Annotated in this window: 19 protein-coding genes and 4 tRNA genes; 14 read left to right on the top strand and 9 right to left on the bottom strand. The window is 61.6% G+C overall.

Features of this window, described 5'->3' with window-relative positions; genetic code table 11:
* The first annotated feature begins 683 nt into the window (after positions 1-683).
* The 6 genes from kdpF (at position 684) to HX817_RS07425 (ending at position 8,821) form a co-directional block, all read left to right on the top strand.
* Positions 684-782 (top strand): K(+)-transporting ATPase subunit F, encoded by a 99-nt coding sequence (gene kdpF, locus HX817_RS31570; protein WP_003219423.1) that lies wholly within the window; start codon positions 684-686, stop codon positions 780-782.
* Positions 783-890: 108 nt separating this feature from the next.
* Positions 891-2,597, top strand: a complete 1,707-nt coding sequence (gene kdpA, locus HX817_RS07445) for a potassium-transporting ATPase subunit KdpA (RefSeq protein WP_177010104.1) — start codon at positions 891-893, stop codon at positions 2,595-2,597.
* A 10-nt stretch (positions 2,598-2,607) separates the two neighbouring features.
* A complete protein-coding gene (gene kdpC, locus HX817_RS07440) occupies positions 2,608-3,267 on the top strand; it encodes a K(+)-transporting ATPase subunit C (RefSeq protein WP_177040055.1) in 660 nt (219 codons plus the stop codon).
* 11 nt (positions 3,268-3,278) lie between these two features.
* Positions 3,279-5,351: a potassium-transporting ATPase subunit KdpB gene (kdpB, locus tag HX817_RS07435; RefSeq protein WP_008430369.1), complete on the top strand. Its 2,073-nt coding sequence runs from the start codon at positions 3,279-3,281 to the stop codon at positions 5,349-5,351.
* A gap of 129 nt (positions 5,352-5,480) precedes the next feature.
* The gene (locus tag HX817_RS07430) at positions 5,481-8,132 is read left to right on the top strand and encodes a sensor histidine kinase KdpD (RefSeq protein WP_177040054.1); all 2,652 of its coding nucleotides are present in this window, start codon (positions 5,481-5,483) and stop codon (positions 8,130-8,132) included.
* Positions 8,129-8,821, top strand: coding sequence for a response regulator (locus HX817_RS07425; RefSeq protein ID WP_003219430.1), 693 nt, complete (start codon positions 8,129-8,131; stop codon positions 8,819-8,821). The genes HX817_RS07430 and HX817_RS07425 overlap by 4 nt, the downstream gene beginning before the upstream one ends.
* Here HX817_RS07425 and HX817_RS07420 read toward each other — a convergent pair.
* A complete protein-coding gene (locus HX817_RS07420) occupies positions 8,781-9,704 on the bottom strand; it encodes a LysR family transcriptional regulator (protein ID WP_177040053.1) in 924 nt (307 codons plus the stop codon). The genes HX817_RS07425 and HX817_RS07420 overlap by 41 nt on opposite strands.
* A 105-nt stretch (positions 9,705-9,809) precedes the next feature.
* Here HX817_RS07420 and HX817_RS07415 point away from each other — a divergent pair, with 105 nt between their 5' ends.
* Entirely contained in the window at positions 9,810-11,324 is a 1,515-nt protein-coding gene (locus HX817_RS07415) for an MFS transporter (protein ID WP_177040052.1), read from the top strand.
* Between the two features lie 79 nt (positions 11,325-11,403).
* Here the strand turns inward: HX817_RS07415 and HX817_RS07410 are convergent.
* Positions 11,404-11,480: transfer RNA gene (locus HX817_RS07410), tRNA-Asp, on the bottom strand.
* A gap of 19 nt (positions 11,481-11,499) precedes the next feature.
* Positions 11,500-11,575, bottom strand: a tRNA-Val gene (locus tag HX817_RS07405).
* A 201-nt stretch (positions 11,576-11,776) separates the two neighbouring features.
* On the opposite strand from HX817_RS07405, the gene HX817_RS07400 reads away from it, so the two are divergent.
* From HX817_RS07400 to HX817_RS07390, 3 genes are all read left to right on the top strand, one after another.
* Positions 11,777-12,295 (top strand): sigma-70 family RNA polymerase sigma factor, encoded by a 519-nt coding sequence (locus tag HX817_RS07400; protein ID WP_177040051.1) that lies wholly within the window; start codon positions 11,777-11,779, stop codon positions 12,293-12,295.
* A gap of 7 nt (positions 12,296-12,302) precedes the next feature.
* Positions 12,303-13,283, top strand: a complete 981-nt coding sequence (locus HX817_RS07395; RefSeq protein WP_177040050.1) for a FecR family protein — start codon at positions 12,303-12,305, stop codon at positions 13,281-13,283.
* A gap of 77 nt (positions 13,284-13,360) precedes the next feature.
* Positions 13,361-15,769, top strand: coding sequence for a TonB-dependent siderophore receptor (locus HX817_RS07390; protein WP_177040049.1), 2,409 nt, complete (start codon positions 13,361-13,363; stop codon positions 15,767-15,769).
* Between the two features lie 147 nt (positions 15,770-15,916).
* Here the strand turns inward: HX817_RS07390 and HX817_RS07385 are convergent.
* Positions 15,917-15,993, bottom strand: a tRNA-Asp gene (locus HX817_RS07385).
* 19 nt (positions 15,994-16,012) lie between these two features.
* Positions 16,013-16,088, bottom strand: a tRNA-Val gene (locus HX817_RS07380).
* Between the two features lie 161 nt (positions 16,089-16,249).
* Between HX817_RS07380 and rdgC the strand changes: the two genes are divergently transcribed.
* From rdgC to sugE, 3 genes are all read left to right on the top strand, one after another.
* Positions 16,250-17,170, top strand: coding sequence for a recombination-associated protein RdgC (gene rdgC, locus HX817_RS07375; RefSeq protein WP_008430455.1), 921 nt, complete (start codon positions 16,250-16,252; stop codon positions 17,168-17,170).
* A gap of 155 nt (positions 17,171-17,325) precedes the next feature.
* The gene (locus HX817_RS07370; RefSeq protein WP_003212369.1) at positions 17,326-18,291 is read left to right on the top strand and encodes a bile acid:sodium symporter family protein; all 966 of its coding nucleotides are present in this window, start codon (positions 17,326-17,328) and stop codon (positions 18,289-18,291) included.
* Positions 18,292-18,396: 105 nt separating this feature from the next.
* The gene (gene sugE, locus HX817_RS07365) at positions 18,397-18,711 is read left to right on the top strand and encodes a quaternary ammonium compound efflux SMR transporter SugE (protein WP_003190128.1); all 315 of its coding nucleotides are present in this window, start codon (positions 18,397-18,399) and stop codon (positions 18,709-18,711) included.
* A gap of 102 nt (positions 18,712-18,813) precedes the next feature.
* On the opposite strand, the gene HX817_RS07360 is transcribed toward sugE, so the two are convergent.
* The 4 genes from HX817_RS07360 to HX817_RS07345 form a co-directional block, all read right to left on the bottom strand.
* Positions 18,814-20,688 (bottom strand): MFS transporter, encoded by a 1,875-nt coding sequence (locus HX817_RS07360; protein WP_177010113.1) that lies wholly within the window; start codon positions 20,686-20,688, stop codon positions 18,814-18,816.
* A 69-nt stretch (positions 20,689-20,757) separates the two neighbouring features.
* Complete coding sequence (locus HX817_RS07355; RefSeq protein ID WP_008430443.1) at positions 20,758-21,912, bottom strand: TDT family transporter; 1,155 nt, start codon at positions 21,910-21,912, stop codon at positions 20,758-20,760.
* A 106-nt stretch (positions 21,913-22,018) separates the two neighbouring features.
* On the bottom strand, positions 22,019-22,330 hold the full coding sequence (locus tag HX817_RS07350) for a hypothetical protein (RefSeq protein ID WP_003212380.1): 312 nt from the start codon (positions 22,328-22,330) through the stop codon (positions 22,019-22,021).
* A 41-nt stretch (positions 22,331-22,371) separates the two neighbouring features.
* On the bottom strand, positions 22,372-23,565 hold the full coding sequence (locus HX817_RS07345) for an MFS transporter (RefSeq protein ID WP_003212382.1): 1,194 nt from the start codon (positions 23,563-23,565) through the stop codon (positions 22,372-22,374).
* Positions 23,566-23,656: 91 nt separating this feature from the next.
* Here HX817_RS07345 and HX817_RS07340 point away from each other — a divergent pair, with 91 nt between their 5' ends.
* Positions 23,657-24,202, top strand: coding sequence for a TetR/AcrR family transcriptional regulator (locus HX817_RS07340; RefSeq protein ID WP_177040048.1), 546 nt, complete (start codon positions 23,657-23,659; stop codon positions 24,200-24,202).
* The last annotated feature ends 135 nt before the right edge of the window (positions 24,203-24,337 follow it).

Raw genomic sequence — 24,337 nt, 5'->3', positions numbered from 1 at the left:
CCCTCACTCCGGCTTTGGACCGTGGGCCGCCGTCATGGGCCATCCTTGGCCCAGGACGGCTAACCTGGCGTCCTGCCAGGTTACCCACGCTCCAAAGCCGGAGTGAGGGAACGCCGAGCACTAGCGAGGTGCCGACAGGCGGGGCAGAGCCCTTTGCTTACTTTGGGGCTTTTCCAAAGTGAGTCGCTGTAAGAGCGAAACCATAAGTAGCCGTTACCTAAAAAACGGATATACACACAACAGCCACGTAAAGATTCCGTATAGATTCAACCCCAGCCGTAACGTTTAAGTCGTCTCTATTGAGCAACTAATCCCCCCTCCACTACTGTGACCTCCACCCCAATAACCCCCGCAGGAAGTCATCGTGGAAAGTTCAACGTTAGGCATGATCGTCCTCTCAATGATCGCCCTGTTCGGCGCCGCCGCGTTTTGCTTCGAACAACTCGCCACCCGCGAATCAAAGAAAAAGAAAGCCAAATAAGCTGATCATCAAAAGCAGCAAAACCCCAGTGCTTCAAGGGATACCCCGCCCCCGGGTTATCCCATTTTTCCGTTCGCCCACCCCACCGTCCTCTATACACCGTCTTAATACCCAAACCCGCAATCAGTGCCCGAACTTGATACCCAACCTCTTAACCTCCCCGCGTCCGCAATCGCGGCTTATTAATCAGGGGAGTTCCACCGTGCTCACACTCAAGTTCATCTATATCGCCAGCGGCCTATGCGCCGTCGGGCTGTTCGCTTATCTGGGCTACGCCCTCATTCGCGCCGAAAAGTTCTAGGGAGCCCCACCATGTACGACATGATTTTTGTAGGCCTCTCCCTGGTGTTTTTCGCCGCGACAACCATGGCCATTGTCGCCATGGGCAAGATTTGAACGGAGCCTCGACATGCTAAGCACTTTGCTGGAATTTGCGCTGGTCCTGGGGTTGATGACAGGGCTCGCCGTGCTGATGGGCAAGTGGCTGACCCGGGTGTTTACCGGAACCCGCCACGCCCTGCCGGAACGTTATACCTATCGCCTGCTGGGCATCGACCCGCTGGAAACCATGAGCTGGGCCCGCTACGGTTCGGCCCTGTTGCTGTCGAACGCCGCGATGATGCTGCTCGGCTATCTCATCCTGCGGTTACAGGCCGTCATGCCGATCAACCCACTCGGGCTGGCCGCACAAACCCCGGACCTGGCGTTCAATACCGCCGCTTCCTTTATCACCAACACCAACTGGCAGGCGTACTCGGGCGAAACCAGCCTGTCGAACTTCAGCCAGATGGCAGTAATCACCTTCCTGATGTTCGTCGGCGCCACCTCGGGCGTGGTCGCCGCAGCCGGTTTTATCCGTGGCCTGAGTCGCTCAAGCTCGGCGGATATCGGCAACTTCTGGGTCGACTTCACTCGCACCCTGTACCGCGTGATGCTGCCGCTGTGCGTGGGCATGGCCCTGGTGTATGTGTGGCAAGGCATGCCGCAGACCTTTTCCTCCCAAGCCCTGGCCACCACCCTGGAAGGCGCACAGCAACAACTGATTGTCGGCGCCGTGGCGAGCTTTGAATCGATCAAGCATATCGGCACCAACGGCGGTGGCTTCTTCAGCATGAACGCCGCACACCCGTTCGAAAACCCGACCCCGCTGACCAACGCCCTGCACATCCTCAGCATGTTGCTGATCCCGTCGGCGCTGACCTACACCTTCGGCAGCATGCTGCTGCAACGCCGTCAGGGCTGGGTGTTTTTCGGCACCTTCCTGGTGATGTTCTTAGGCTTTCTCGCGCTGGTGTACGGCGCCGAGCAAAACGGCAACCCGCTGCTGACCCAGGCCGGTGCCAACCAGACGCTGTCCATCGAACAAAGCGGCGGCAATATGGAAGGCAAGGAACTGCGTTTCGGCATTGCCGACAGCAGCCTGTTTATCGCCACCACCACCGCGGCCACCACCGGTTCGGTCAACGCGATGCATGACTCATTGACCCCCATGGGCGGCTTCGTGCCCCTTGCGCAGATGATGCTCAACTGCGTGTTCGGCGGCGACGGCGTGGGCTTTATCAACCTGATCCAGTACGCGCTGCTGACGGTGTTCCTGGTGGGCATGATGATCGGCCGCAGCCCGGAATTCCTCGGCAAGAAGATCGAGGCTCGGGAGATAAAACTGGTGATGCTCTCGGTGCTCGCGCACCCCATCAGCATCCTCGGTTTCACCGCCCTCGCCGCCCTGTGGCCCGACACCATGGCCAGCCTGAATAACCTCGGCCCCCACGGTTTCAGCGAGGTGCTCTACGCCTACACCTCGGGCACCGCCAACAACGGTTCGGCGTTCGCCGGGCTGAACGCCAATACGCCGTTCTTCAACACCACCATTGGCCTGGCGATGCTGGTCGGGCGCTTCTTCACCATGCTGCCGATGCTCGCCGTGGCCGGTTCCCTGGCGATGAAAAAGACCGTGCCTGCCGGCGCCGGCACCATCCCCACCGCAACCCCTTTGTTCATGGTGCTGGTGGTGTTTGTGGTGCTGGTGGTGGGCGGCCTGACTTTCCTGCCGGCGCTCGCGCTCGGTCCGCTGGTGGAGCAACTGCAGTTGCTGTCCGGCCAGACGTACAACTAAGGACACGTTGATGACGACTCAATCGATATTCAAAGGGCTGTTGCGCCCGGTGCTGGTTTCGGCAGTGTTTTTCATGGCGCTGACCGGCCTCGCCTACCCGGTCTTCACCACCTTTGCCGCGCAGTTGCTGTTCCCGTTCCAGGCCCTGGGCTCGCTGATTGAACGCGACGGATTGGTGATCGGCTCGGCGTTGATCGGCCAGGACTTTACCAGGCCCGGCTACTTCCACGGCCGCCCGAGCATGACCCTCGGTACCGACCCGCAAGACCCGAGCAAAAGTGTCTCCCAGCCGTACAACGCCGGTTCCAGCGGCGCCAGCAACCTGGGCCCTACCAGCCAGAAACTGGTGGACCAGGTCGCGGCCCGGGTTAAAGCCTACCGCCAGGACAACGGCCTCGCCGCCGACGCCCAGGTGCCGGTGGATGCGGTCACCGCTTCCGCCTCCGGCCTGGACCCGCATATCTCCGTGGCCAACGCACGCATCCAGCTGGCCCGGGTCGCCCGCCTGCGACAGATCCCCGAAGCCGAACTGCTGCAACTGGTGAACGAAAACACCGCGGAACGCACCCTGGGTTTGCTCGGCGAACCACGGGTCAATGTGCTGCAACTCAACCTCGCGCTGGACGCCCGTCTGCCTCTGCGCCAGCCCCCCATTGCGGCCAGTGAGTAAGAGATTCCCCCATGATCAAGAATGCTCGTTTACCTCTGTTTGATCGCGCCATCGTGCTCACCGCCTGCGGGGATGCGTTCAAGAAACTGCTGCCCCAGGCGCAGTGGAAAAACCCGGTGATGTTCGTCGTGTACCTGGGCAGCCTCCTCACCACGCTGCTGTGGTTCCAGTCCCTGGGTGGCCAGGGTGAAGCGCCCAGCGGCTTTATCCTCAGCATCTGTTTGTGGCTGTGGTTTACCGTGCTGTTCGCCAACTTTGCCGAGGCCCTGGCCGAAGGCCGCAGCCGTGCCCAGGCCGCCAGCCTGCGCGGGATGAAGCGCCAGACCCTGGCCAAGTTGCTGCAACAACCCAAACACGGCGCCGCGTGGCTGCCGACCGAAGCCACGCTGTTGCGCAAAGACCAGGTGGTGTTGATCGAAGCCGGCGACCTGGTGCCGCTGGACGGCGTGGTGATCGAAGGGGTGGCCTCGGTGGACGAAAGCGCAATCACCGGCGAATCGGCACCGGTGATTCGCGAGGCCGGCGGCGACTTTTCCTCGGTCACCGGCGGCACGCGGGTGCTGTCGGACTGGCTGGTGGTGCGCATCAGCGTCAACCCGGGCGAGTCGTTCCTCGACCGCATGATCTCGATGGTCGAATCCGCCAAGCGCCAGAAGACCCCCAACGAAGTCGCCCTGACGATTTTGCTGGTGGGCCTGACCCTGTTGTTCCTGCTGGTGATCGCCACGCTGAGCCCGTACTCGATCTTCGCCGTGGCCATGAGTGGCAGTGGCAACGTGATCAGCGCCACGGTGCTGGTGGCGTTGCTGGTGTGCCTGATTCCCACCACCATCGGCGGCCTGCTCTCGGCCATCGGCGTGGCGGGCATGAGCCGCATGATGTCGGCCAATGTGATCGCCACTTCCGGCCGCGCCGTTGAGGCGGCGGGTGACATCGACGTGTTGCTGTTGGACAAGACCGGCACCATCACGTTGGGCAATCGCCAGGCCAGCAGTTTCCTGCCGGCACCGGGAGTCAAGGAAGCTGAACTGGCCGACGCGGCGCAACTGGCGTCCCTGGCCGACGAAACCCCGGAAGGCCGCAGCATCGTGGTGCTGGCCAAGCAGAAGTTCGACATCCGCGCGCGGGACATCAACGCCCTCGGCGCAAGCTTTGTGCACTTCACCGCGCAGACTCGCATGAGCGGCGTCGACCTGCCCGAAGGCCGCGGTATTCGCAAGGGTGCAGCGGATGCGATCCGCAGTCATATCGAAGCGCTCGGCGGGAGCTTTCCGGCTGCATTGCAGGCCAAGGTCGACGAAGTATCCCGACGCGGCAGCACTCCGCTGGTGGTCTCGGACGGGGCCAAGGCACTCGGCGTGGTGGAGCTCAAGGACGTGGTCAAGGGCGGCATCAAGGAGCGCTTCGCCGAACTGCGGCGCATGGGCATCAAGACCGTGATGATCACCGGCGACAACCGCCTGACCGCCGCCGCGATTGCGGTGGAAGCCGGCGTGGATGACTTCCTCGCCGAGGCGCGCCCGGAAGACAAGCTGCAGCTGATCCGCGACTACCAGGCCCAGGGCAAGCTCGTGGCCATGACCGGCGACGGCACCAACGACGCCCCGGCGCTGGCCCAGGCCGACGTGGCGGTGGCGATGAACAGCGGCACCCAGGCAGCGAAAGAGGCCGGCAACATGGTCGACCTCGACAGCAACCCGACCAAGCTGATCGAAGTGGTCGAGGTGGGCAAGCAGATGCTGATGACCCGTGGTGCGCTCACCACCTTCAGCGTGGCGAATGACGTGGCGAAATATTTCGCGATCATCCCGGCGGCGTTTGTCGCGACCTATCCGCAGCTCGGCGCGCTGAACGTGATGCACCTGACCAGCCCCAACTCGGCGATCCTCAGTGCGGTGATTTTCAACGCGTTGATCATCGTGGCGCTGATTCCCTTGGCCCTGCGCGGCGTGACGTACCGGGCGATTGGCGCGGCGGCATTGCTCAATCGCAACCTGCTGATCTATGGCCTGGGCGGGGTGCTGGTACCGTTTGCCGGGATCAAGCTGATTGACCTGGTGCTGACCGGGCTGGGTCTCGTGTAGCACCGCAAACCCAATGTGGGAGCGGGCTTGCTCGCGAATACGGAGTGTCAGCCAACTCGACTGTCACTGACACACCGCTTTCGCGAGCAAGCCCGCTCCCACCATTGAACCGCATTGACCAGGAATGACATGCCCGCATTAAACGAAGAACGCCCCGACCCCGACGCCCTTCTCGCCCGGGTCCAGCAGGAAGAACAGGCCGCCTTGCGCGGCAAACTGCGTATCTACTTCGGCTCCAACGCCGGGGTGGGCAAGACCTGCGCCATGCTTGACGCGGCGCAACGGGAAGTCAGCCTGGGGCGCGACGTACTCGCCGGCGTGGTGGAAACCCACGGCCGCCAGGAAACCGCCGACCTGCTCAACGGCCTCGAACAACTGCCCCGCGCCCACCGCCTGCATCACGATTTCACCCTCACCGAATTCGACCTCGACGCGGCCCTGCAACGCCATCCCGCCGTGCTGCTGGTGGATGAACTGGCCCACAGCAACGTGCCCGGCTCGCGCCACCCGAAACGCTGGCAAGACGTGGAAGAACTGCTCAGCGCCGGCATCGATGTGTGGACCACCCTCAACGTCCAGCACCTGGAAAGCCTTAACGATCTGGTGAGCGGGATCATCGGTATTCGCGTGCGGGAAACCGTACCGGACCACGTGTTCGACAATGCCCACGAAGTGGTCGTCGTGGACCTGCCGCCGGATGATCTGCTGCAACGCTTGAAGGACGGCAAGGTGTACCTGGGGCCCCAGGCCGAGCGCGCCTCGCGGCACTTTTTCCGCAAGGGCAACCTGCTCGCCCTGCGGGAACTGGCCCTGCGCCGCACGGCCGACCGGGTCGACACGCAGATGCGCGTGTACCGTCGCGAACAGTCGATCAAGACCCTGTGGCCCGCCCGCGAGCGGTTGCTGGTAGGCGTGGCCGGTGACGCCGGTGATGAGCGCCTGGTGCGAGAAGCCGCGCGCCTGGCGCAAAAGCTCGAGGCGGACTGGATCGTGGTGCACGTCGCGGCAGCTCAGGGCCGCGGCGCCAAGCGTTATCTCACAGCAATGAAAACCCTGGCCCTGGCCAGCGAATTCGGCGCCGACACCGCTACGCTACCGGGCATGGACGTCGCCGAAGCACTGGCCGCCTGTGCCCGGGAACACAACGCCAATCGCCTGGTGCTCGGCCATCATCCGCGCCGGGCATGGCGGTTCTGGCATCAGTCGGTGAGCGACCGGATCAGCCGGCACCATCCGCAGATCGACCAGATCGTGATCGCCCATGGCGTACTGCCGGGCACTGTTCCTGCCATTGAAAAACCTACGCCAGCGCCCGGCAGAACCCTGGCCTACCTCTGGTCCACACTCGCCTGTTTCACCGCCAGCGCCATCGCCGCGCTGCTGCTGCAGGTGTTCGACCTGGCCAACGTGGTGATGCTGTTCCTGCTCACGGTGGTGCTGGTGGCCCTGCGGTTTGGACGCGGCCCCGGCGTATGGGCAGCGATGCTCGCGGTGCTGTGTTTCGACTTCTTTTTCGTCCAGCCGCGCTACTCGTTTACCGTCAACGACACCCAGTATTTCTTCACCTTCGCGCTGATGCTCGGCATCGCCCTGATCACCGGGCAACTCACCGCCCGCCTGCGCCACGAAGCGCGCACCGCCGCCGCTCGAGAACGCCGCGCAACCTCACTGGCGCGCCTGGCCCGGGACCTGTCGGCCGCGTTGACCGTGGAGCAGATCAGCGAAGTGGCGCTGCGCACTTTCAGCGGCGTGTTCGAGGCGCGGGTCGGCCTGGCCTTGCCGGACGCCGCCGACGGCGTGCACAGCGTGGGCGCGGGCGGGCTGCCGATCGACGACAGCATCGCCCAATGGACCTACGACCACGGCCAGTCCGCCGGCCAGGGCACCGACACCTTGTCCGCCGCCAAGGGCTGCTACCTGCCGCTCAAGGCGCCGATGCGCGTGCGCGGTGTGCTGGTGCTGGAACTGGCGCAAAGCGAACGCCTCAACGAGCCCGAAGAGCGCCGCCTGCTGGAAGCCTGCATGAGCCAATTGGCGATTGCCCTGGAGCGCGTGCACTTCGTCGAAGTGGCGCAAAGCACGATGGTGCAGATGGAAGGCGAGAAAATGCGCAACACCTTGCTCGCGGCGATTTCCCACGACCTGCGCACCCCCTTGACCACCCTGATCGGCGCCGCCGACACCGCCCTGCCCCATGCGCCGCCGGGGCCGCTGACCGCGTTGCTGCACGGTATTCATGAGCAGGCGACTTCGATGCAACGCTTGATCGAAAACCTGCTGGACATGGCCCGCATGCAGGAGCGCGGTGTGCGACTCAACCGGCAATGGCATTTGCTGGAAGAGATCGTCGGCAGCGCCCTGCGCCAGTTGCGTGAACCACTGGCCCGGCATGTGGTGAACACGACGCTGGACCCGCAATTACCGCTGGTGGAAGTCGACGCGCTGCTGATCGAACGGGTGCTGGTCAACCTGCTGGACAACGCCGCCAAATACACCCCGCCTGGCACGGTCATCACCGTTACCGCCCGTTCCGTTTCCGACAGCATCCTGCTGGAAGTCAGCGACACCGGCCCGGGCAGCGCGCCGGCCAATCTGTTCGAACCGTTTGCCCGTGGCCAGCAGGAATCCTCGGTCGCCGGAATCGGCCTGGGCCTGGCCCTGGCCAAGCGCATCGTCGAAGCCCACGGCGGGCGCATCGAAGCCAGACCCGGCAGCGAGCGCGGCATGCATTTCGTCATCACTTTACCGGCGGGTACTCCGCCCCCAATGGACGCCCTATGAGCACTGCACGCATTCTGATTGTTGAAGACGAGGCCAATATCCGCCGTTTTGTCGGCATCGCCCTGCAGGATGAGGGCTTCCAGGTGTTCGAGGCCGACAGCGTCAAACGCGCGTTGATCCACGCTTCCAGCCGTCAGCCGGACCTGGTGATCGTCGACCTCGGCCTGCCGGACGGCGACGGCAAACAGCTGATCAGCGAGCTGCGGGGATGGCTGGCGGTGCCGATCCTGGTGTTGTCGGCACGGGATCGCGAAGAGGAAAAAGTCGCCGCCCTGGACGCCGGCGCCGATGACTACCTGACCAAACCCTTCGGCGTACCCGAGTTGCTCGCGCGCATCCGTGCGCAACTACGCCGTCATGGGCAGACCGGCACCGTGGCGGCCACCAGCAAGGTGGCGTTTGGCGATATCGAGGTGGACCTGGCGACCCATGAAGTGTGGCGCCAAGGCCTGCCGGTGCACCTGACGCCCATCGAATACCGCCTGCTGTGCGCGATGATTCGCGGGCAGAGCCGGGTGCTGACCCATCGGCAGTTATTGCTCGAGGTGTGGGGCCTGGATTACGTGGACCGCGCCCACTACCTGCGGGTGCACATGGCGCACCTGCGGCAGAAGCTGGAGGCGGACCCGGCCCAGCCGCAGTACTTCATCACCGAGTTGCAGGTGGGCTACCGACTGGTGGGCTTGTGAACAGGTGCGCGGCGGCGAAGTCGACAAACACGCGAATTTTCGGCGAGAGGTGCCGGCTGGACGGCCACAGGGCCCAGAACTGGCCCTGGTCATCGGAATGGCCGTCGAGCACGGTTTCCAGCTGGCCTTGGGCGAGTGCTTCGCGGGCCAGGAAGTCTGGCACGTAGGCGATCCCATGGCCGTCCATCGCGGCCCGGAGCATGGCCTCCATGTTGTTCAGGGTCAGCGCGGTGGGCAGGCGCAATTGGGTGATGGCCGGGTTGGCGGACAAGGTCCAGTCCATGATTTTGCCGGTGGTGGCGAAGCGGTAACGCAAGCACGGGTGATGCTCCAGTTCGCTCAGGGACTCTGGCCGACCGTTGGCCCGCAGGTACTCGGGTGATGCGCACAGCACAAACCTGAACGGTCCCAGTTTGCGGGCCATCAGGGTCGAGTCCGCCAGGCCACCGCTGCGGATGACCACGTCGAAGCCCTCCTCGATCACGTCCACCAGATGGTCGTTGAAATCCAGCTCCAGCTCGATCTCGGGGTAGGCTTTGCGGAACGCCCTCATGTGCGGAAAGAGAAAGCGATAACCGATGGTGGGCAGGCTGACCCGCAGTTTGCCCCGGGGTGCCTGCATCGCATGGGAAAGCATGGCGCGGGCGTCTTGCAGGTCGTCGAGAATTTTCCGACTGCGCTCGTAGAACAATTGGCCTTCGGCGGTGAGGCTGACCTTGCGCGTACTGCGGTGCAACAGCCGCACATTCAGTGACGCCTCAAGCTTGGCGACATTCTTGCCCACCGCCGAAGCGGAAATCCCCATCGCCCGGGCCGCGCCGGTGAAGCTCAGGGCCTCTGCCGTTTTCACGAAGGCGATCACGCCGCTCAAGTTATCGGTCACGTCATTGCATCCATCCAGTCCGTTATGAACGGAATGTAAGCCCATTTATCCGTGATTGCATCCTGATTAGAGTCTTTTAATCTTCAAACTCGCGGGAATGCCCCTATGAACACGACAACCGAATCTGCGCCCGCCCATGGCCGATATTCCATCCTGGCGGCCATTTGCCTGGCCGCCCTGGTATTGCCCATGAGCTTTACCGGCGGCGCCGTCGCCACGCCCTTTATCGGCCAGGCATTTGCCGCCCAGCCCAGCCAGCTGGCGTGGATCACCAACGCATTCATGCTGAGTTTCGGCAGCCTGTTAATGGCCGCCGGCACCCTCGCCGACCTCTATGGGAGAAAGCGTCTTTTCTTGTGGGGCATGGCGCTGTTTACCGTGGTCTCCTTGCTGCTGGCAGTGGCACCGGGGATTTTCTGGCTGGATGTGTTGCGTGGCGTGCAGGGCGTCGCGGCGGCTACGGCATTGGCCAGTGGCTGTGCGGCGCTGGCCCAGGAGTTTGACGGCCATGCCCGCACCCGCGCCTTCAGCTTGCTGGGCACCACATTCGGTGCAGGCCTGGCGTTTGGGCCATTGCTGTCGGGGGTGCTGATCGAGCACTGGGGCTGGCGCTCGATTTTTCTCGGCACTGCATTATTGGCCGGTATTTCGCTGCTGTTTGCCGCGCCCAAAATGCGTGAAAGCCGCGACCCGCAAGCGATGCGGCTGGACACCGCTGGTGTACTGACGTTTTCCGCAATGCTGGTAGCCCTGACCACGGCGGTGATCCTCGCGCCGGAGCACGGCTGGACGTCGCCGCTGGTTGATGCCCTGCTGATCGCGGCGGCGGTGTTTTTGCTGGTGTTTATCCTCGTCGAAAACCGCTCCAGCCAACCGATGCTAGAGCTGCGGCTGTTTCGCTTCCCGCGTTTTATTGGCGTGCAGCTCCTGCCGATCGGTACCTGTTACTGCTACATCGTGCTGATCGTGTTGCTGCCCCTGCGGTTTATCGGTGTGGAAGGCGCCAGCGCGCTGGACGCGGGTTTGATGATGCTCGCGTTATCGGCACCGATGCTGGTGGTGCCGATGATCGCCGCATCGCTGACCCGCTGGCTCTCAGCAGGACTGTTGTGTGCCATTGGCTTGCTGATCGCGGCGGTGGGCCTGTGGGGATTAAGCCTGGCCAACCAGCCTGCGCAGACCATAGCCGCAATGCTGGTCATCGGGATCGGCACCGGGCTGCCGTGGGGTTTGATGGATGGTTTGGCGATCAGCGTGGTGCCCAAGGAGCGCGCGGGAATGGCGGCGGGGATTTTCAACACCACCCGCGTGGCCAGTGAAGGCGTGGCGCTGGCGATCACGATGGCAGTATTGGGCGCATTGGTGGCACATCACCTGAAGGGTCTCGCAGGGGCCGACGTGTCAGTGATTGCCCAAGGCCTGGTCATGGGCAACGTGCAACTGGCCTCGGCCGCCCTTCCGCCGGAAGCACTGCGCAGCGCCTACATCGCGGGGTTCAACACGTTGCTGCAACTGCTCGCGGGATTCACCGTGCTGACGGCGTTGGTGGTCCTGGCCTTCATGGGGCGAAACAGCATTGCACCCGTGCAAACCGAACCGGGCATTCAGTCGTTGAGCTGAATCCCAGGCACAAAAAAGCCCGCTCAATGAGCGGGCTTCCTGTGGTACCTGGCGTTCAGCGTTCCAGGTGACCTGAATATGGCGCAGCGGACGGGACTCGAACCCGCGACCCCCGGCGTGACAGGCCGGTATTCTAACCGACTGAACTACCGCTGCGCGTAACACATAAAGCGAATGGTGGGTGATGACGGGATCGAACCGCCGACATTCTGCTTGTAAGGCAGACGCTCTCCCAGCTGAGCTAATCACCCTTCACTTTCGGTGTGGGGCGCATTCTATAGCATTTTTCCGTAATGTCATGATTTAAATGCAATTTATTTAAAATATTTTGTCTTCGACCCCGCGCACCCCGCAAAACCGGCGCTTTGGGTGCAAACGCGAGTCTATTGCGTTTGCCCAAGCCTTGGCCCCACAATTAACAATTATTCTCAATAACACCTGGGCCGGGCCTTATGTCTGTGGGTGAACCGCCGTTCCAACGGGAGATTACCGAGCTGTACAGCCAGCATCACGGCTGGCTGTTCACTTGGTTGCGCCGAAAACTGGGCTGTACCCATAACGCCGCCGACGTGGCGCAGGACACCTTCGCGCGGATTCTGCACGCCCGCGAGTCGGTGACCGCCATCCGCGAACCCCGCGCCTATTTAAGTACCACCGCCAGGCGGCTGATCATCGACCAGGCACGGCGCAAGCAGATTGAGCACGCCTACCTTCAGGAATTGATGCTGACGGTGGAAACCCTGGAAGGTTTCCAGTCGCCCGAACAGATCCACACCACCCTGGAAGCCCTCGAGCACATTGCCTTCATGCTGGAAGGCATGCACGACAACATGCGCCAGGCGTTTGTGCTGTATTACCTCGAAGACCTGACCCAGCAGCAAATCGCCCGACAACTGAAGCTGTCGGAACGTACGGTACGCAAATACCTGATCCAGGCCCTGCTGCATTGCAGCCACAGCGTGGACATCTGAGCCGCGCATGCCCGACTCTCGCCAACAGATCGATGAACAAGCCGCCGAATGGATGATTCGCCTCCACGAAGGTGAATTGACCGAGGCCCAGCGCCAGGCGTTCGAGCGCTGGAAGCAGCAAGGCCCGCAACACGTCGCATCAGCAGCGCGCATGGAAGATGTGATTGCGCGGATGCAGGCCCTGCGCGGGCAAAAGGCACCGGCCCGGGCGGCCTTGAGTGCGGCCTTTCCCCGGCATGGGAAGGCGCGCAAAAACTACGTCCGCGCGTTGGTACTGGCCTGCAGCCTGGGCCTTCCCGCCATGGCGCTGCTCTACAGTCCTTATCCACAACAATGGATGGCCGATGTGCACAACGGCCCCGGCGAATGGAAAACCCTGCGGCTGGCGGACGGCTCGACGCTGACCCTGAACGGCATCAGTGCGGCGAATCTGCATTTCGACAGCCGGCAGCGCCGCATCGAATTGCTGCAAGGCGAGATCCTGGTGGAAGTGGCCCACGATGGCGAACGGCCATTTGTGGTGCAGACCGCCCAAGGCACCCTGCGCGCCCTGGGTACGCGATTTGTGGTCAGGCGCGAGGATGACGTTACGGTGCTGAGCATGCTCGAATCCCGCGTGGCGGCAAAAAGCGCGAACGGGCAGCAGACACTGGAAGTTGATGCGGGCTCGCAGGCGCGACTCAGCAAAGATGCCGTGCGGCTCTCGGGCAGCATCGATACGGCGAGCATCAATGGGGCCTGGCGCCGCCATCAACTGGTGGTGGATAACCGACCGTTGCCGGAAGTGCTGGATGAGATCGCCCGTCACCGTTCGGGCCGCTTGCAGTTTGATCGCGCCGCACTGGCCAGTCTCAAGGTCTCGGCCGTACTTCCCCTGGATGACACCGACCGCACCTTGCAGATGCTGGCTCAAACCCTGCCGATCACGCTGAAAACCTTTACGCCGTGGCTGATAATCGTCAGCCCGGATACCGAGAGCAAAAAATAATTATTCGCATTGCTTCCGCTTTTTTTCGGGTTGCCCGTCAAGGAAGGTATACCGATGACTAAAGGACTGCCCTCACCATGCCCTTCCCTTCCAAGCCTCGCAGACGCCTGCTGAGCAGCGCGCCGCTGACCCTCACACTGCTCGCGACGACGCTGCTCAATACCCACTTGGCCCAGGCCGAAACGGTAGCCGTTGCGGCCCAAGCCTACGACATACCTGCCGGGCCGCTGGGCGCCACACTCAACCAGTTCGCCCAGCAAGCGGGCGTGGCTATCGTGTTCCAGTCCCAGAACCTGCAGGGGCTCGCGGGCCCGGGACTCATAGGCACTTATAGCGTGGAGGCCGGGTTTGAAAAGCTGCTGCGTGGCAGTGGTTATCGGGCAGTCAAAGGTGATCAGGTCTACGCACTGGAAGCCAACCCTACCCCCACCGGCGCCGTGGAGCTGGGGGCGACGCAGATCAGCGCCAACCAACTCGGCACCATTACCGAAGGCTCCGGCTCTTACACCCCCGGCACCATCGCCACCGCTACCCGCCTGGTGCTGACGCCACGGGAAACTCCGCAATCGATCTCGGTGGTCACCCGCCAGGCCATGGATGACTTTGGCCTCAACTCCATCGACGACGTGATGCGCCATACCCCGGGCATCACCGTGGCAACGTATGACAGCGACCGTACCAGCTATTACTCCCGCGGCTTCGCGATTCGCAACTTCCAGTACGACGGTATTCCTATCCTGCAAGACCCGCAGTATTCGTCCGGCCATACCCTCACCGACATGGTGATCTATGACCGGGTAGAAATCCTCAAGGGCGCCACCGGCCTGCTCACTGGCGCCGGTGGCCCTGGTGGCACCATCAACATGATCCGCAAGAAACCTACCCAGGAATTCAAGGGCCATATCGACCTTGGCGCCGGTTCCTGGGACAACTACCGATCGGAAGTTGACGTCAGCGGTCCCTTGACCGAAACCGGGAACATCCGCGGCCGAGCCGTGGCGGCCCATCAAGACAAACACTCCTTCATGGACCATTACCAACGCAAAACCAGCGTCTACTACGGCATCCTGGAGGCGGACCTGTCGCCGGATACCCTGCTGACCGTGGGCGCGGACTATCAGGATAATGACCCCAAAGGCTCAAGCTGGACCGGCAGTGCCTCGCTGTATGACGAATCCGGCAATCGCATTGGCTCCAAGCGCTCATTCAACAACGGGCCACGGTGGAGCAGTTGGCAGCAGTACACGCGCACCGCCTTTGCCACCCTTGAACACAGCTTCGAAAATGGCTGGGTCGCCAAAGGTCAGTACAACCATCAAATCAACGGTTACAACGCCCCCCTGGGTTTCGTGAGCCCAGGTTTGCCCTCAGTGCTGGCGCGCAAATACACAGGTGAAACCGTCAGCGACAGCGCCGACCTTTACACCTCTGGCCCCTTCGACCTGTTTGGCCGAGAACACCAGTTGGTGGTCGGCACCTCGGTTTCCCGCTCCCACTGGAAAGGCAAGGACTACACCAACGCCAGCCTGCCCAACAATAACTTCGACTATTACAACTGGAACGGCGACATCCCGAAGCCGGACTGGGGCGAAGTCACCAACAAAAACGATGAAATCACCCGCCAGACCGGCAGCTACATGACCGCTCGCTTCAGCCTCACGGACGATCTTTCGCTGCTGCTGGGCACGCGCGTTGCAGACTTCCAGGTCACCGGCACCAGTGATACGAAAAAAAGCGGCAAGGTCTTGCCCTATGCAGGCCTGGTATACGACCTGAACGACAACGTGTCGGCCTACGCCAGTTACACGGAAATTTTCCTGCCGCAGTCGTTCAACCGTGATCGCAACAACAAATTGCTGGAGCCGGATGAAGGCAAGAACTATGAAGTGGGGCTCAAAGGTGAATTCTTCGAAGGGCGCCTGAATTCCAGCATCGCCTACTTCGAGGTTCACGAAAAAAACCGCCCCGAGGAAGATACGGAGTACAACGCCAATCCAACCAACCCCGCTCGCGACTACGCCTATAAGCCGATCACTTCGAAAACCAAGGGTTATGAGGCGGAAATCTCTGGCGAGCTGACACCCGGCTGGCAGTTGCAGGCAGGCTACACCCACAAGATTGCCCGTGATGAAAGCGGCAAGAAGGTATCGACCTGGGAGCCGGAAGATCAGGTCAATGTCTATACCAGCTACAAGCTGACTGGCAGCCTCGACAAACTCACCCTCGGCGGCGGCGCGCGTTGGCAGGGTCAAGGCTGGCAGGTACTGAGCAACTGGGCCAAGGGCGGCGCTCAAGAAAAGTTTGCCCAGGATCCCTACTGGCTGGTGGACCTGATGGCCCGCTATCAGATCACCGACAGCGTGTCGGCGACCGTCAACGTCAACAACGTGTTCGACAAGTCGTATTACACCAACATCGGCTTCTACAACTCGTCGTACTATGGCGACCCTCGCAACGTAATGGTCAGTACCCGCTGGGATTTCTAAACCCAATCAAAAACGCCCCCGATCACTGCACATGATCGGGGGCGTTTTTTAGACCGGCGGTTTTAGCAAACCCCAGACAGCAAAAAGCCCGCTCAATGAGCGGGCTTCCTGTGGTACCTGGCGTTCAGCGTTCCAGGTGACCGAATATGGCGCAGCGGACGGGACTCGAACCCGCGACCCCCGGCGTGACAGGCCGGTATTCTAACCGACTGAACTACCGCTGCGCGTAACACATAAAGCGAATGGTGGGTGATGACGGGATCGAACCGCCGACATTCTGCTTGTAAGGCAGACGCTCTCCCAGCTGAGCTAATCACCCTTCACTTTCGGTGTGGCGCGCATTCTACGGAGCGACCCATGGTCTGGCAAGCACTTTCTTAATTAATTTTTTTCAGGCCTTCCAATGGCTTAGCGAGGGTTGGCCTATGACGCCATGAGGAGAATAATGCCCCCCTTTGTATATAAGGAGAGACTCACCCCATGTGGTTCAAAAACCTGCTTATCTATCGCCTGACCCAAGATCTGCCTGTTGATGCCGAGGCGTTGGAAACTGCACTGGCCACCAAACTGGCGCGCCCTTGTGCAAGCCAGGAGTTGACCACTTACGGTTTCGTCGCCCCTTTCGGTAAAGGCGAAGACGCGCCCCTGGTGCACGTCAGCGGTGATTTCCTGCTGATCGCTGCGCGCAAGGAAGAACGTATCCTGCCGGGTAGCGTGGTGCGTGATGCGGTGAAGGAAAAGGTCGAAGAGATCGAAGCCGAGCAAATGCGCAAGGTCTACAAAAAGGAACGCGACCAGATCAAGGATGAAATCATCCAGGCCTTCCTGCCGCGCGCGTTTATCCGTCGCTCGTCGACCTTCGCCGCCATCGCGCCGAAACAGGGCCTGATCCTGGTGAACTCGGCCAGCCCGAAACGTGCCGAAGACCTGCTGTCCACCCTGCGTGAAGTGATCGGCACCCTGCCAGTACGTCCGCTGACCGTGAAAACCGCGCCAACCGCCATCATGACCGACTGGGTCACCACCCAGAAGCCGGCCGATGACTTCTTCGTCCTCGACGAATGCGAACTGCGCGACACCCACGAAGACGGCGGCATCGTGCGCTGCAAACGCCAGGACCTGACCGGCGAAGAGATCCAACTGCACCTGACCACCGGCAAAGTCGTGACCCAATTGTCCCTGGCCTGGCAGGACAAGCTGTCCTTCATGCTGGACGACAAAATGACCGTCAAGCGCCTGAAGTTCGAAGACCTGCTGCAGGATCAGGCTGAACAGGACGGCGGCGACGAAGCACTGGGCCAGCAGGACGCCAGCTTTACCCTGATGATGCTGACGTTTGGCGACTTCCTGCCGGCGTTGGTTGAGGCACTGGGTGGCGAAGAAACCCCACAAGGTATCTAAAGCCTTGTGAAGATCAAAATGTGGGAGCGGGCTTGCTCGCGAATGCGTCCTTTCAGTTGATATCTTCCTGGCTGACACACCGCATTCGCGAGCAAGCCCGCTCCCACATTTGATCGCATGCGCACTTCCAAAATCGAATAACAAGGACCAACCCCATGCGTGCACTCGCCGCCTTGAGCCGTTTCGTCGGCAATACCTTCGCCTACTGGGTGCTGATTTTTGCCGTGGTTGCGTTCCTGCAACCCGCCTGGTTTCTCGGCCTCAAAGGCGCCATCGTGCCGCTGTTGGGCCTGGTGATGTTCGGCATGGGGCTGACCCTCAAACTTGAAGATTTCGCTGAAGTCGCGCGCCATCCGTGGCGCGTGGCATTGGGTGTGGTCGCGCATTTCGTGATCATGCCCGGCGTGGCCTGGCTGCTGTGTCAGGTCTTTCACCTGCCACCGGAAATTGCCGTCGGTGTGATCCTCGTCGGCTGCTGCCCGAGCGGCACGTCGTCCAACGTCATGACCTGGCTGGCCCGAGGCGACCTGGCCCTGTCGGTGGCTATTGCCGCCGTCACCACCCTCCTCGCTCCGCTGCTGACGCCCGCGCTGATCTGGCTGCTGGCCTCGGCCTGGTTGCCGGTGTCGTTCATGGAGTTGTTCTGGTCGATCCTGCAAGTGGTACTGCTGCCGATCGTGTTGGGCGTGGTGGCGCAGCGCTTGCTGGGCGCCCGGGTACGGCATGCGGTCGAGGTGTTGCCGCTGGTGTCGGTGGTCAGCATCGTGGCGATTGTCGCCGCCGTGGTGGCGGCCAGCCAGGCGAAGATTGCCGAGTCGGGCCTGTTGATCATGGCGGTGGTGATCCTGCATAACACCTTTGGCTTCCTGCTGGGCTATTTCACCGGCCGTGTGTTCGGGCTGCCGCTGGCGCAACGCAAATCCCTGTCGCTGGAAGTGGGCATGCAGAACTCCGGCTTGGGCGCCGCACTGGCAAGTGCGCATTTCTCGCCGCTGGCGGCGGTGCCGAGTGCGCTGTTCAGCGTCTGGCACAATATTTCCGGGGCACTCCTGGCTACGTACTTCCGGCGAATGAGCGAAAAGGAAGACCGCGAATTGTTGGCGGGCAAGTCCGAAACTTGATCACCTGATCAATATTCGGCACTCTACCGGGCTTCGCGGGGACGACCCTGCGACGCAATCAAGCGCTTAATCCGGGGACGACCCCACCTAAGAAGGGAGGTCATCATGTCCTGGATCATTCTGTTTTTTGCCGGACTGTTTGAAGTCGGCTGGGCCGTCGGACTGAAGTACACCGACGGTTTCAGCAAGCCACTGCCCACGGCCCTGACGATTGCCGCCATGGCCGTCAGCCTCGGGTTGCTGGGGTTGGCCATGAAGGAACTGCCGCTGGGTACCGCCTATGCCATCTGGACCGGTGTCGGTGCAGTGGGCACGGTGATTGCCGGGATTATCCTGTTCGGGGAGTCCATGGCGCTGTTTCGACTGGCCAGTGTGGCGTTGATTATCTGCGGGCTTATTGGGCTCAAGATCAGCGCTTAGGCCACTACCGCCTTCGCGAGCAAGCCCGCTCCCACATTTGGAATGCATTCCAAGTGTGGGAGCGGGCTTGCTCGCGAAGAGGCCCTCAAATACACCAAAAAACTACCTGACACTCCCGCGCAATTCCCCCACCACCCCATGCAACGCCTCGGGCGTCGCCGCCTCCACCGTTACCGGCGCGCCGGCCACCAGGGTCACTCGCGACCAGATCCGGTGGAAGAAGCCCTTGTTCGGATCGCGACTGAAAAAACTCCCCCACAACCCCTGCAACGCCATCGGAATCACCGGCACCGGCGTCTCTGCAAGAATCCGCGTCACGCCGCTTCGGAACTCGTTCATCTCGCCATCGGAGGTCAATTTGCCTTCCGGGAAGATGCACACCAGCTCGCCGTCCTTAAGGTAGTGGGCAATCCGCTGGAAGGCCTTTTCGTATATCTGGATGTCCTCATGCCGCCCGGCAATCGGAATCGCCCCGGCAGTGCGGAAGATAAAGTTCAAAACCGGCAGGTTGTAGATCTTGTAGTACATGACAAAACGAATCGGCCGACGCACCGAACCGGCAATCAACAGCGCATCGACAAACGACACGTGATTGCACACCAGCAACGCCGCGCCCTCGTCCGGGATCAGCTCGAGGTTCTTGTGCTCGACGCGGTACATGGAATGGCTGAGCAGCCAGATCATGAAACGCATGGTGAACTCGGGCACGATCTTGAAGATGTAGGTGTTGACCGCGATGTTCAGCAGCGACACCACCAGGAACAACTCGGGAATCGACAGCTTGGCCACGCTCAGCAGCAGGATCGAGACGATCGCCGAGACCACCATGAACAGCGCGTTGAGGATGTTGTTGGCCGCGATCACCCGCGCCCGCTCGTTCTCGGCGGTACGCGACTGGATCAACGCGTACAGCGGCACGATATAGAAGCCGCCGAATACGCCGAGGCCAAGGATATCGAACAACACCCACCACGCCTGGCCGTAACTCAGCACGGCGATCCAGTCGTTGGCCTGGACGTTCTGCGGGAAGCCGCCGGAATGCCACCACAACAGCAGGCCGAACACGGTCAAACCGAACGAGCCGAACGGCACCAGGCCGATCTCGACTTTGCGCCCGGAGAGCTTTTCGCACAGCATCGAACCCAGTGCGATGCCCACCGAGAATACCGTGAGGATCAGCGTTACCACAGTCTCGTCGCCGTACATCCATTCCTTGGCGTAGGCCGGGATTTGCGTCAGGTAGATCGCGCCGACAAACCAGAACCACGAGTTGCCGACAATCGAGCGCGACACCGCCGGTGTCTGCCCCAGGCCGAGCTTCAAGGTGGCCCAGGACTGACTGAAGATATTCCAGTTCAGGCGCATCTCGGGGCTGGACGCCGCCGCGCGCGGAATGCTGCGGCTGGCCAGGTAGCCCAGCACCGCAATGCCGACGATGGCCGTCGAGACCACCGGCGCGTAATGGGTGGACGACATCATGATCCCGGCGCCAATGGTGCCCGCGAGGATCGCGAGGAACGTGCCCATTTCCACCAGGCCATTGCCGCCCACCAGCTCATCTTCGTGCAGGGCCTGGGGCATGATCGAGTATTTCACCGGCCCGAACAGCGCCGAGTGCGTGCCCATGGCAAACAGCGCCAGCAGCATCAGCTCCAGGTGGTTGAACATGAAACCCACCGCGCCCACGGACATGATCACGATTTCGCCGATCTTGATCACCCGGATCAGCGCGTCCTTGTTGAACTTCTCGCCAAATTGCCCGGCCAGGGCCGAGAACAGGAAGAACGGCAGGATAAACAGCAACGCGCAGAGATTGACCCAGATCGAGCGGTCGCCCTCGATGGTCAGCTTGTAGAGAATCGCCAGGATCAACGACTGCTTGAATATATTGTCGTTGAACGCACCAAGGGACTGGGTAATGAAGAACGGCAGGAAACGCCGTTTGCGCAGCAAAGTGAATTGCGAGGGGTGGCTCATCGTCCGTGTTCCTGCGTGGCCTGAAGGCTGTTATTGGTTTTTCCAGGCCACGACTTTACCTAATCCCGCTTACTTATTCGCTAGTCCTGCAATGCACGGCGATACAAAAAGCTCGCCTTTATAGGCGCCCTGCACCGTGCGCTTGGCGACGATCAGCCACATCAGCGCCAGCGCCGCCACCAACACGCAACCAACGATGCTGAAAAAACCCAGGTGCAAGGTGCTCGCCAGTTTCAGCGTGGCCAGCGAGTACACGCCCAACGGGAAGGTGAAGCCCCACCAGCCAAGGTTGAACGGGATACCGGCCCGCAGGTAACGCAGGGTGATCAGCACCGCGATCAGCATCCACCACAAGCCGAAGCCCCACAGGGTGATGCCTGCGACCAGGCCGATGCCGTTGGCCATCTCACCGACGCCGGGCAGACCGTTGGCGGCAAAGATGGCAGGTGCATCACCGCCCAGTACCAGCATGCCCAGGGCACCGGTGCCGATGGGACCTAGAGCCAGCCAGCTCGACGCGGCCATATTGGCGTGTGGCAGTTTATGCAGGGCCATGCGCAGCATCAGGATGGTCAGGATGCTGAACGCCACCGGCAGGGAGAACGCCCACAGCACGTAGCTGGTCACCAGCATCACCAGTTGCGAATGGGCGTCGGCCAGGTGCGGCGCCAGCAGGCCACCGCTGGCGGCGGCGACTTCCGCGGCCACCACCGGCAACAGCCACACGGCAGTCATCTGGTCGATGCTGTGTTCCTGGCGGGTGAACATCATGAACGGGATCAGCACCCCGCAGGCCAGGGCCATCGCGACGTCGAGCCACCACAGCACCTCGGCCAGTTGCACCACGCCATCCCCCCAGCGCGGCACGCCAAACAGCAGGAAGCCGTTGATAATGGTCGCCAGGCCCATGGGGATGGTGCCGAAGAACATCGACACCGTGGAGTGCCCGAAAATGCGCCGGGCCTCGTGGAAAAACATCACCCAGCGCGCCGCATACAGCACGCTGAACAGCACAAACAGGCCGATGGTAAACAGCCACAGCCCTTCGGCCACGGCGTGCAGCCCCGCCAGGTTGACCGGCAATTGCGCCAGCGCCAACGCCAGCACCCCGGTGCCCATGGTGGCGGCAAACCAGTTGGGGGTGAACTGGCGAATCACTTCCCGGGGACGGGTCAGGTGACTGAAGGGTTTCAAGCTGCTGTGAAGCGTATTCGGGCAAGTCATGGTGTAGTCCTCTTCCTCGCATGAGGTTGAGACCATGGTAGAACCGAATCGAATATCTATATAACGGGTAATATCTCTAACTGTTATCTGTTTCGTAGATATGTGATTAAACGCTGCCTTCGGTTTCAATCACCAGAATCCGTGCGGGGCCCTGTGGATGGGCCACATGCTCGGTGCCGACACTGGCGTAGAAAATGTCGCCTACCTGAAGCAAGGCCATCTGTTCGCTGCCGTTTTCGCGATAGTGCATCTGCACCTGGCCATCAAGCACCACGAACACCTCTTCGCCGTCATTCACGTGCCAGCGATACGGCTGGTCGGTCCAATGCAAACGGGTGGTGATGCCGTTCATATTGGCGATGTCCAGCGCCTCCCAGGCGCGGCTGCCGGTGAATTCTTTGCTGCGGATGATCTTCATGGGTGAATCCCAAGGCGTAAGGGTGACGAATTATTACCGAATCAATTACCCGCCGTCGCCCTGCTCTTCGCCAAATCCTGCATTAGCAACGCCACCAACGCGCCGAGTGCCAATACGATCAACACCACGCCATAACCGTCGGTGGTGGCGATCAAACCGAAGGTGCGCGTCAAGTTGCCCGCCAACAGCGACGGCACACAGAACGCCAGGTAACTCAGCACATAGAACGCCGACATCAAGCCCGCCCGCTCATGGGGCAAGGCCAACGGCAAAACACTGCGCAGCGCACCGAGGAATCCCGAGCCAAAACCACCGCCGGCGATCAGCGTGGCAATGAAGAACAGCGGCAGGCTGGCGCTGTGGACGGCCGTGAGGATCAGCGCAACACCCACCGCCAGCAGCACGGCGCCCAACCGCAGGACTTTGTCCGCCGGGCGGTTGCGCAGGCTGAAAATCATCACCGCACCGCTCAGCGTCAACACCGCCACCAGCCCGCCGCCGATCAGGTTCGAGGTGGACCCGGTCGCCGCCCGCACCAGCGAGGGCGCCAGGGACAGATAAAAACCGCCCATGGCCCATACGGCTACGTCTACCGGCAACGAGATCCACAAGGCGCGTCGGGCCTGGGGCGGTACATGCAAGGTGGGCCATAGCGAGGCCAGGGCCCCCGGAATCCGGCTGACTGTCTCCGGCAGGCGCCAGACGTACAATGCCTGCAGGATCATCAACCCGAGCAGGGTCCAGTAAATCAACGTGGTCGGCATCGGCGCGAACTCCACCAGCAGGCTGCAGCCCATGGCCCCGCAGGCCATGCCCAGCAAAGGCGCTACGCTGTTGATCAGCGGGCCTTGCTGGCGGTCGGTGTCGAGCAATGCGGCGCCCAGTACGGCGGTGGCCATGCCGGTGGCAAAGCCTTGTACCGTGCGGGCGGCAATCAGCCAGCCGACGCTGTCGGCATTGATAAACAGCAGCATCGCCAGCATATCGAGGAGCAGCGCGGCAAAAATTACCGGCTTGCGCCCCAGGTGGTCCGACAGAGAACCCACGGTCAGCAATGCAGCCAGCAGGCTCAAGGCGTAAATGCCAAATACCAGGGTCAACATCGCCGCCGAAAAGTGCAGGCCCTCTTGATAGAGGTGGTACAACGGGGTCGGCGCGCTGGAGGCGGCGAGAAACGTCAGCAAGGTGATCGCCAGAAACACCAGGCTGGAACGATGAGAAGTAACGCTGGACATGGGCACGCTCCGCTAAAGCTAATATTTTGCTTTTGCGGAGTGTGCTACCGGATGGCGCTTAAAGCAAATTCTTTGTGTTAAGGTTTTACGCATGGCGATAAAAGAAGGCCTCCGCCCGGGGGGCCGTAGTGCCCGGGTCCAGGAATCAGTGCATTTGGCGGTGCGTGAATTGCTCGAAGAGCAGGACCGTTCCAGCGTGACCGTGCCGCAGATAGCCACGCGCGCCGGAGTGACGCCGTCGACCATCTACCGGCGCTGGGGTGACTTGGCGGCGCTGCTGGCCGATGTTGCGATGGCCCGTCTGCGCCCGGACAGTGAGCCGGCTGATACCGGCAGCCTGCGCGGAGACCTGCGGGCCTGGGGTGAGCAATACCGCGATGAGATGAGCTCGGACCTTGGCCGCGAGATGATGCGTGATGTGCAATGCAGTCAGGCGCCGGGGTATTGCGTGGGGATTCTCACCGGGCAGTTGGAGACGATCCTGGATCGGTACACCGACGACGCCGGGACACTTCCCAGCGTGGATCGGCTGATCAATTTGATTGTTGCGCCCACCGTGTTTCGTAATCTGTTTTCTACCGCGCCGCTTGAGGTTGAAGAACTGCATGAGCTGATTGAGTTGGCTTTGCTGCCGTAAGGTGGTTTGTGGGTTTGGGTTTGGATTTGGGTGTATATCCGTTATTTGGGTTGTTGCTGATATGGGTTCCGCTCTTACAGCGGCTCACTTTTGAACAGCGCAAAAGTAAGCAAAACGCTCTTGCCCCACCACTCG

Source organism: Pseudomonas sp. C6002, assembly GCF_013385805.1.
Classification (GTDB): domain Bacteria; phylum Pseudomonadota; class Gammaproteobacteria; order Pseudomonadales; family Pseudomonadaceae; genus Aquipseudomonas.
The sequence above is the reverse complement of the archived record's forward strand: the minus strand, read 5'-3'. Positions and strand labels throughout refer to the sequence as shown.

Bases quoted from the DNA above. Each gene is read 5' to 3' on its own strand.
- sugE (WP_003190128.1), top strand. From the start codon at position 18,397: ATGTCCTGGATCATTCTGTTTTTTGCCGGACTGTTTGAAGTCGGCTGG.
- kdpC (WP_177040055.1), top strand. From the start codon at position 2,608: ATGACGACTCAATCGATATTCAAAGGGCTGTTGCGCCCGGTGCTGGTT.
- HX817_RS07430 (WP_177040054.1), top strand. From the start codon at position 5,481: ATGCCCGCATTAAACGAAGAACGCCCCGACCCCGACGCCCTTCTCGCC.
- rdgC (WP_008430455.1), top strand. From the start codon at position 16,250: ATGTGGTTCAAAAACCTGCTTATCTATCGCCTGACCCAAGATCTGCCT.
- HX817_RS07395 (WP_177040050.1), top strand. From the start codon at position 12,303: ATGCCCGACTCTCGCCAACAGATCGATGAACAAGCCGCCGAATGGATG.
- HX817_RS07360 (WP_177010113.1), bottom strand. From the start codon at position 20,688: ATGAGCCACCCCTCGCAATTCACTTTGCTGCGCAAACGGCGTTTCCTG.
- HX817_RS07425 (WP_003219430.1), top strand. From the start codon at position 8,129: ATGAGCACTGCACGCATTCTGATTGTTGAAGACGAGGCCAATATCCGC.
- HX817_RS07340 (WP_177040048.1), top strand. From the start codon at position 23,657: ATGGCGATAAAAGAAGGCCTCCGCCCGGGGGGCCGTAGTGCCCGGGTC.
- HX817_RS07370 (WP_003212369.1), top strand. From the start codon at position 17,326: ATGCGTGCACTCGCCGCCTTGAGCCGTTTCGTCGGCAATACCTTCGCC.
- HX817_RS07400 (WP_177040051.1), top strand. From the start codon at position 11,777: ATGTCTGTGGGTGAACCGCCGTTCCAACGGGAGATTACCGAGCTGTAC.
- kdpA (WP_177010104.1), top strand. From the start codon at position 891: ATGCTAAGCACTTTGCTGGAATTTGCGCTGGTCCTGGGGTTGATGACA.
- HX817_RS07350 (WP_003212380.1), bottom strand. From the start codon at position 22,330: ATGAAGATCATCCGCAGCAAAGAATTCACCGGCAGCCGCGCCTGGGAG.
- HX817_RS07415 (WP_177040052.1), top strand. From the start codon at position 9,810: ATGAACACGACAACCGAATCTGCGCCCGCCCATGGCCGATATTCCATC.
- HX817_RS07355 (WP_008430443.1), bottom strand. From the start codon at position 21,912: ATGACTTGCCCGAATACGCTTCACAGCAGCTTGAAACCCTTCAGTCAC.
- HX817_RS07390 (WP_177040049.1), top strand. From the start codon at position 13,361: ATGCCCTTCCCTTCCAAGCCTCGCAGACGCCTGCTGAGCAGCGCGCCG.
- HX817_RS07345 (WP_003212382.1), bottom strand. From the start codon at position 23,565: ATGTCCAGCGTTACTTCTCATCGTTCCAGCCTGGTGTTTCTGGCGATC.
- kdpB (WP_008430369.1), top strand. From the start codon at position 3,279: ATGATCAAGAATGCTCGTTTACCTCTGTTTGATCGCGCCATCGTGCTC.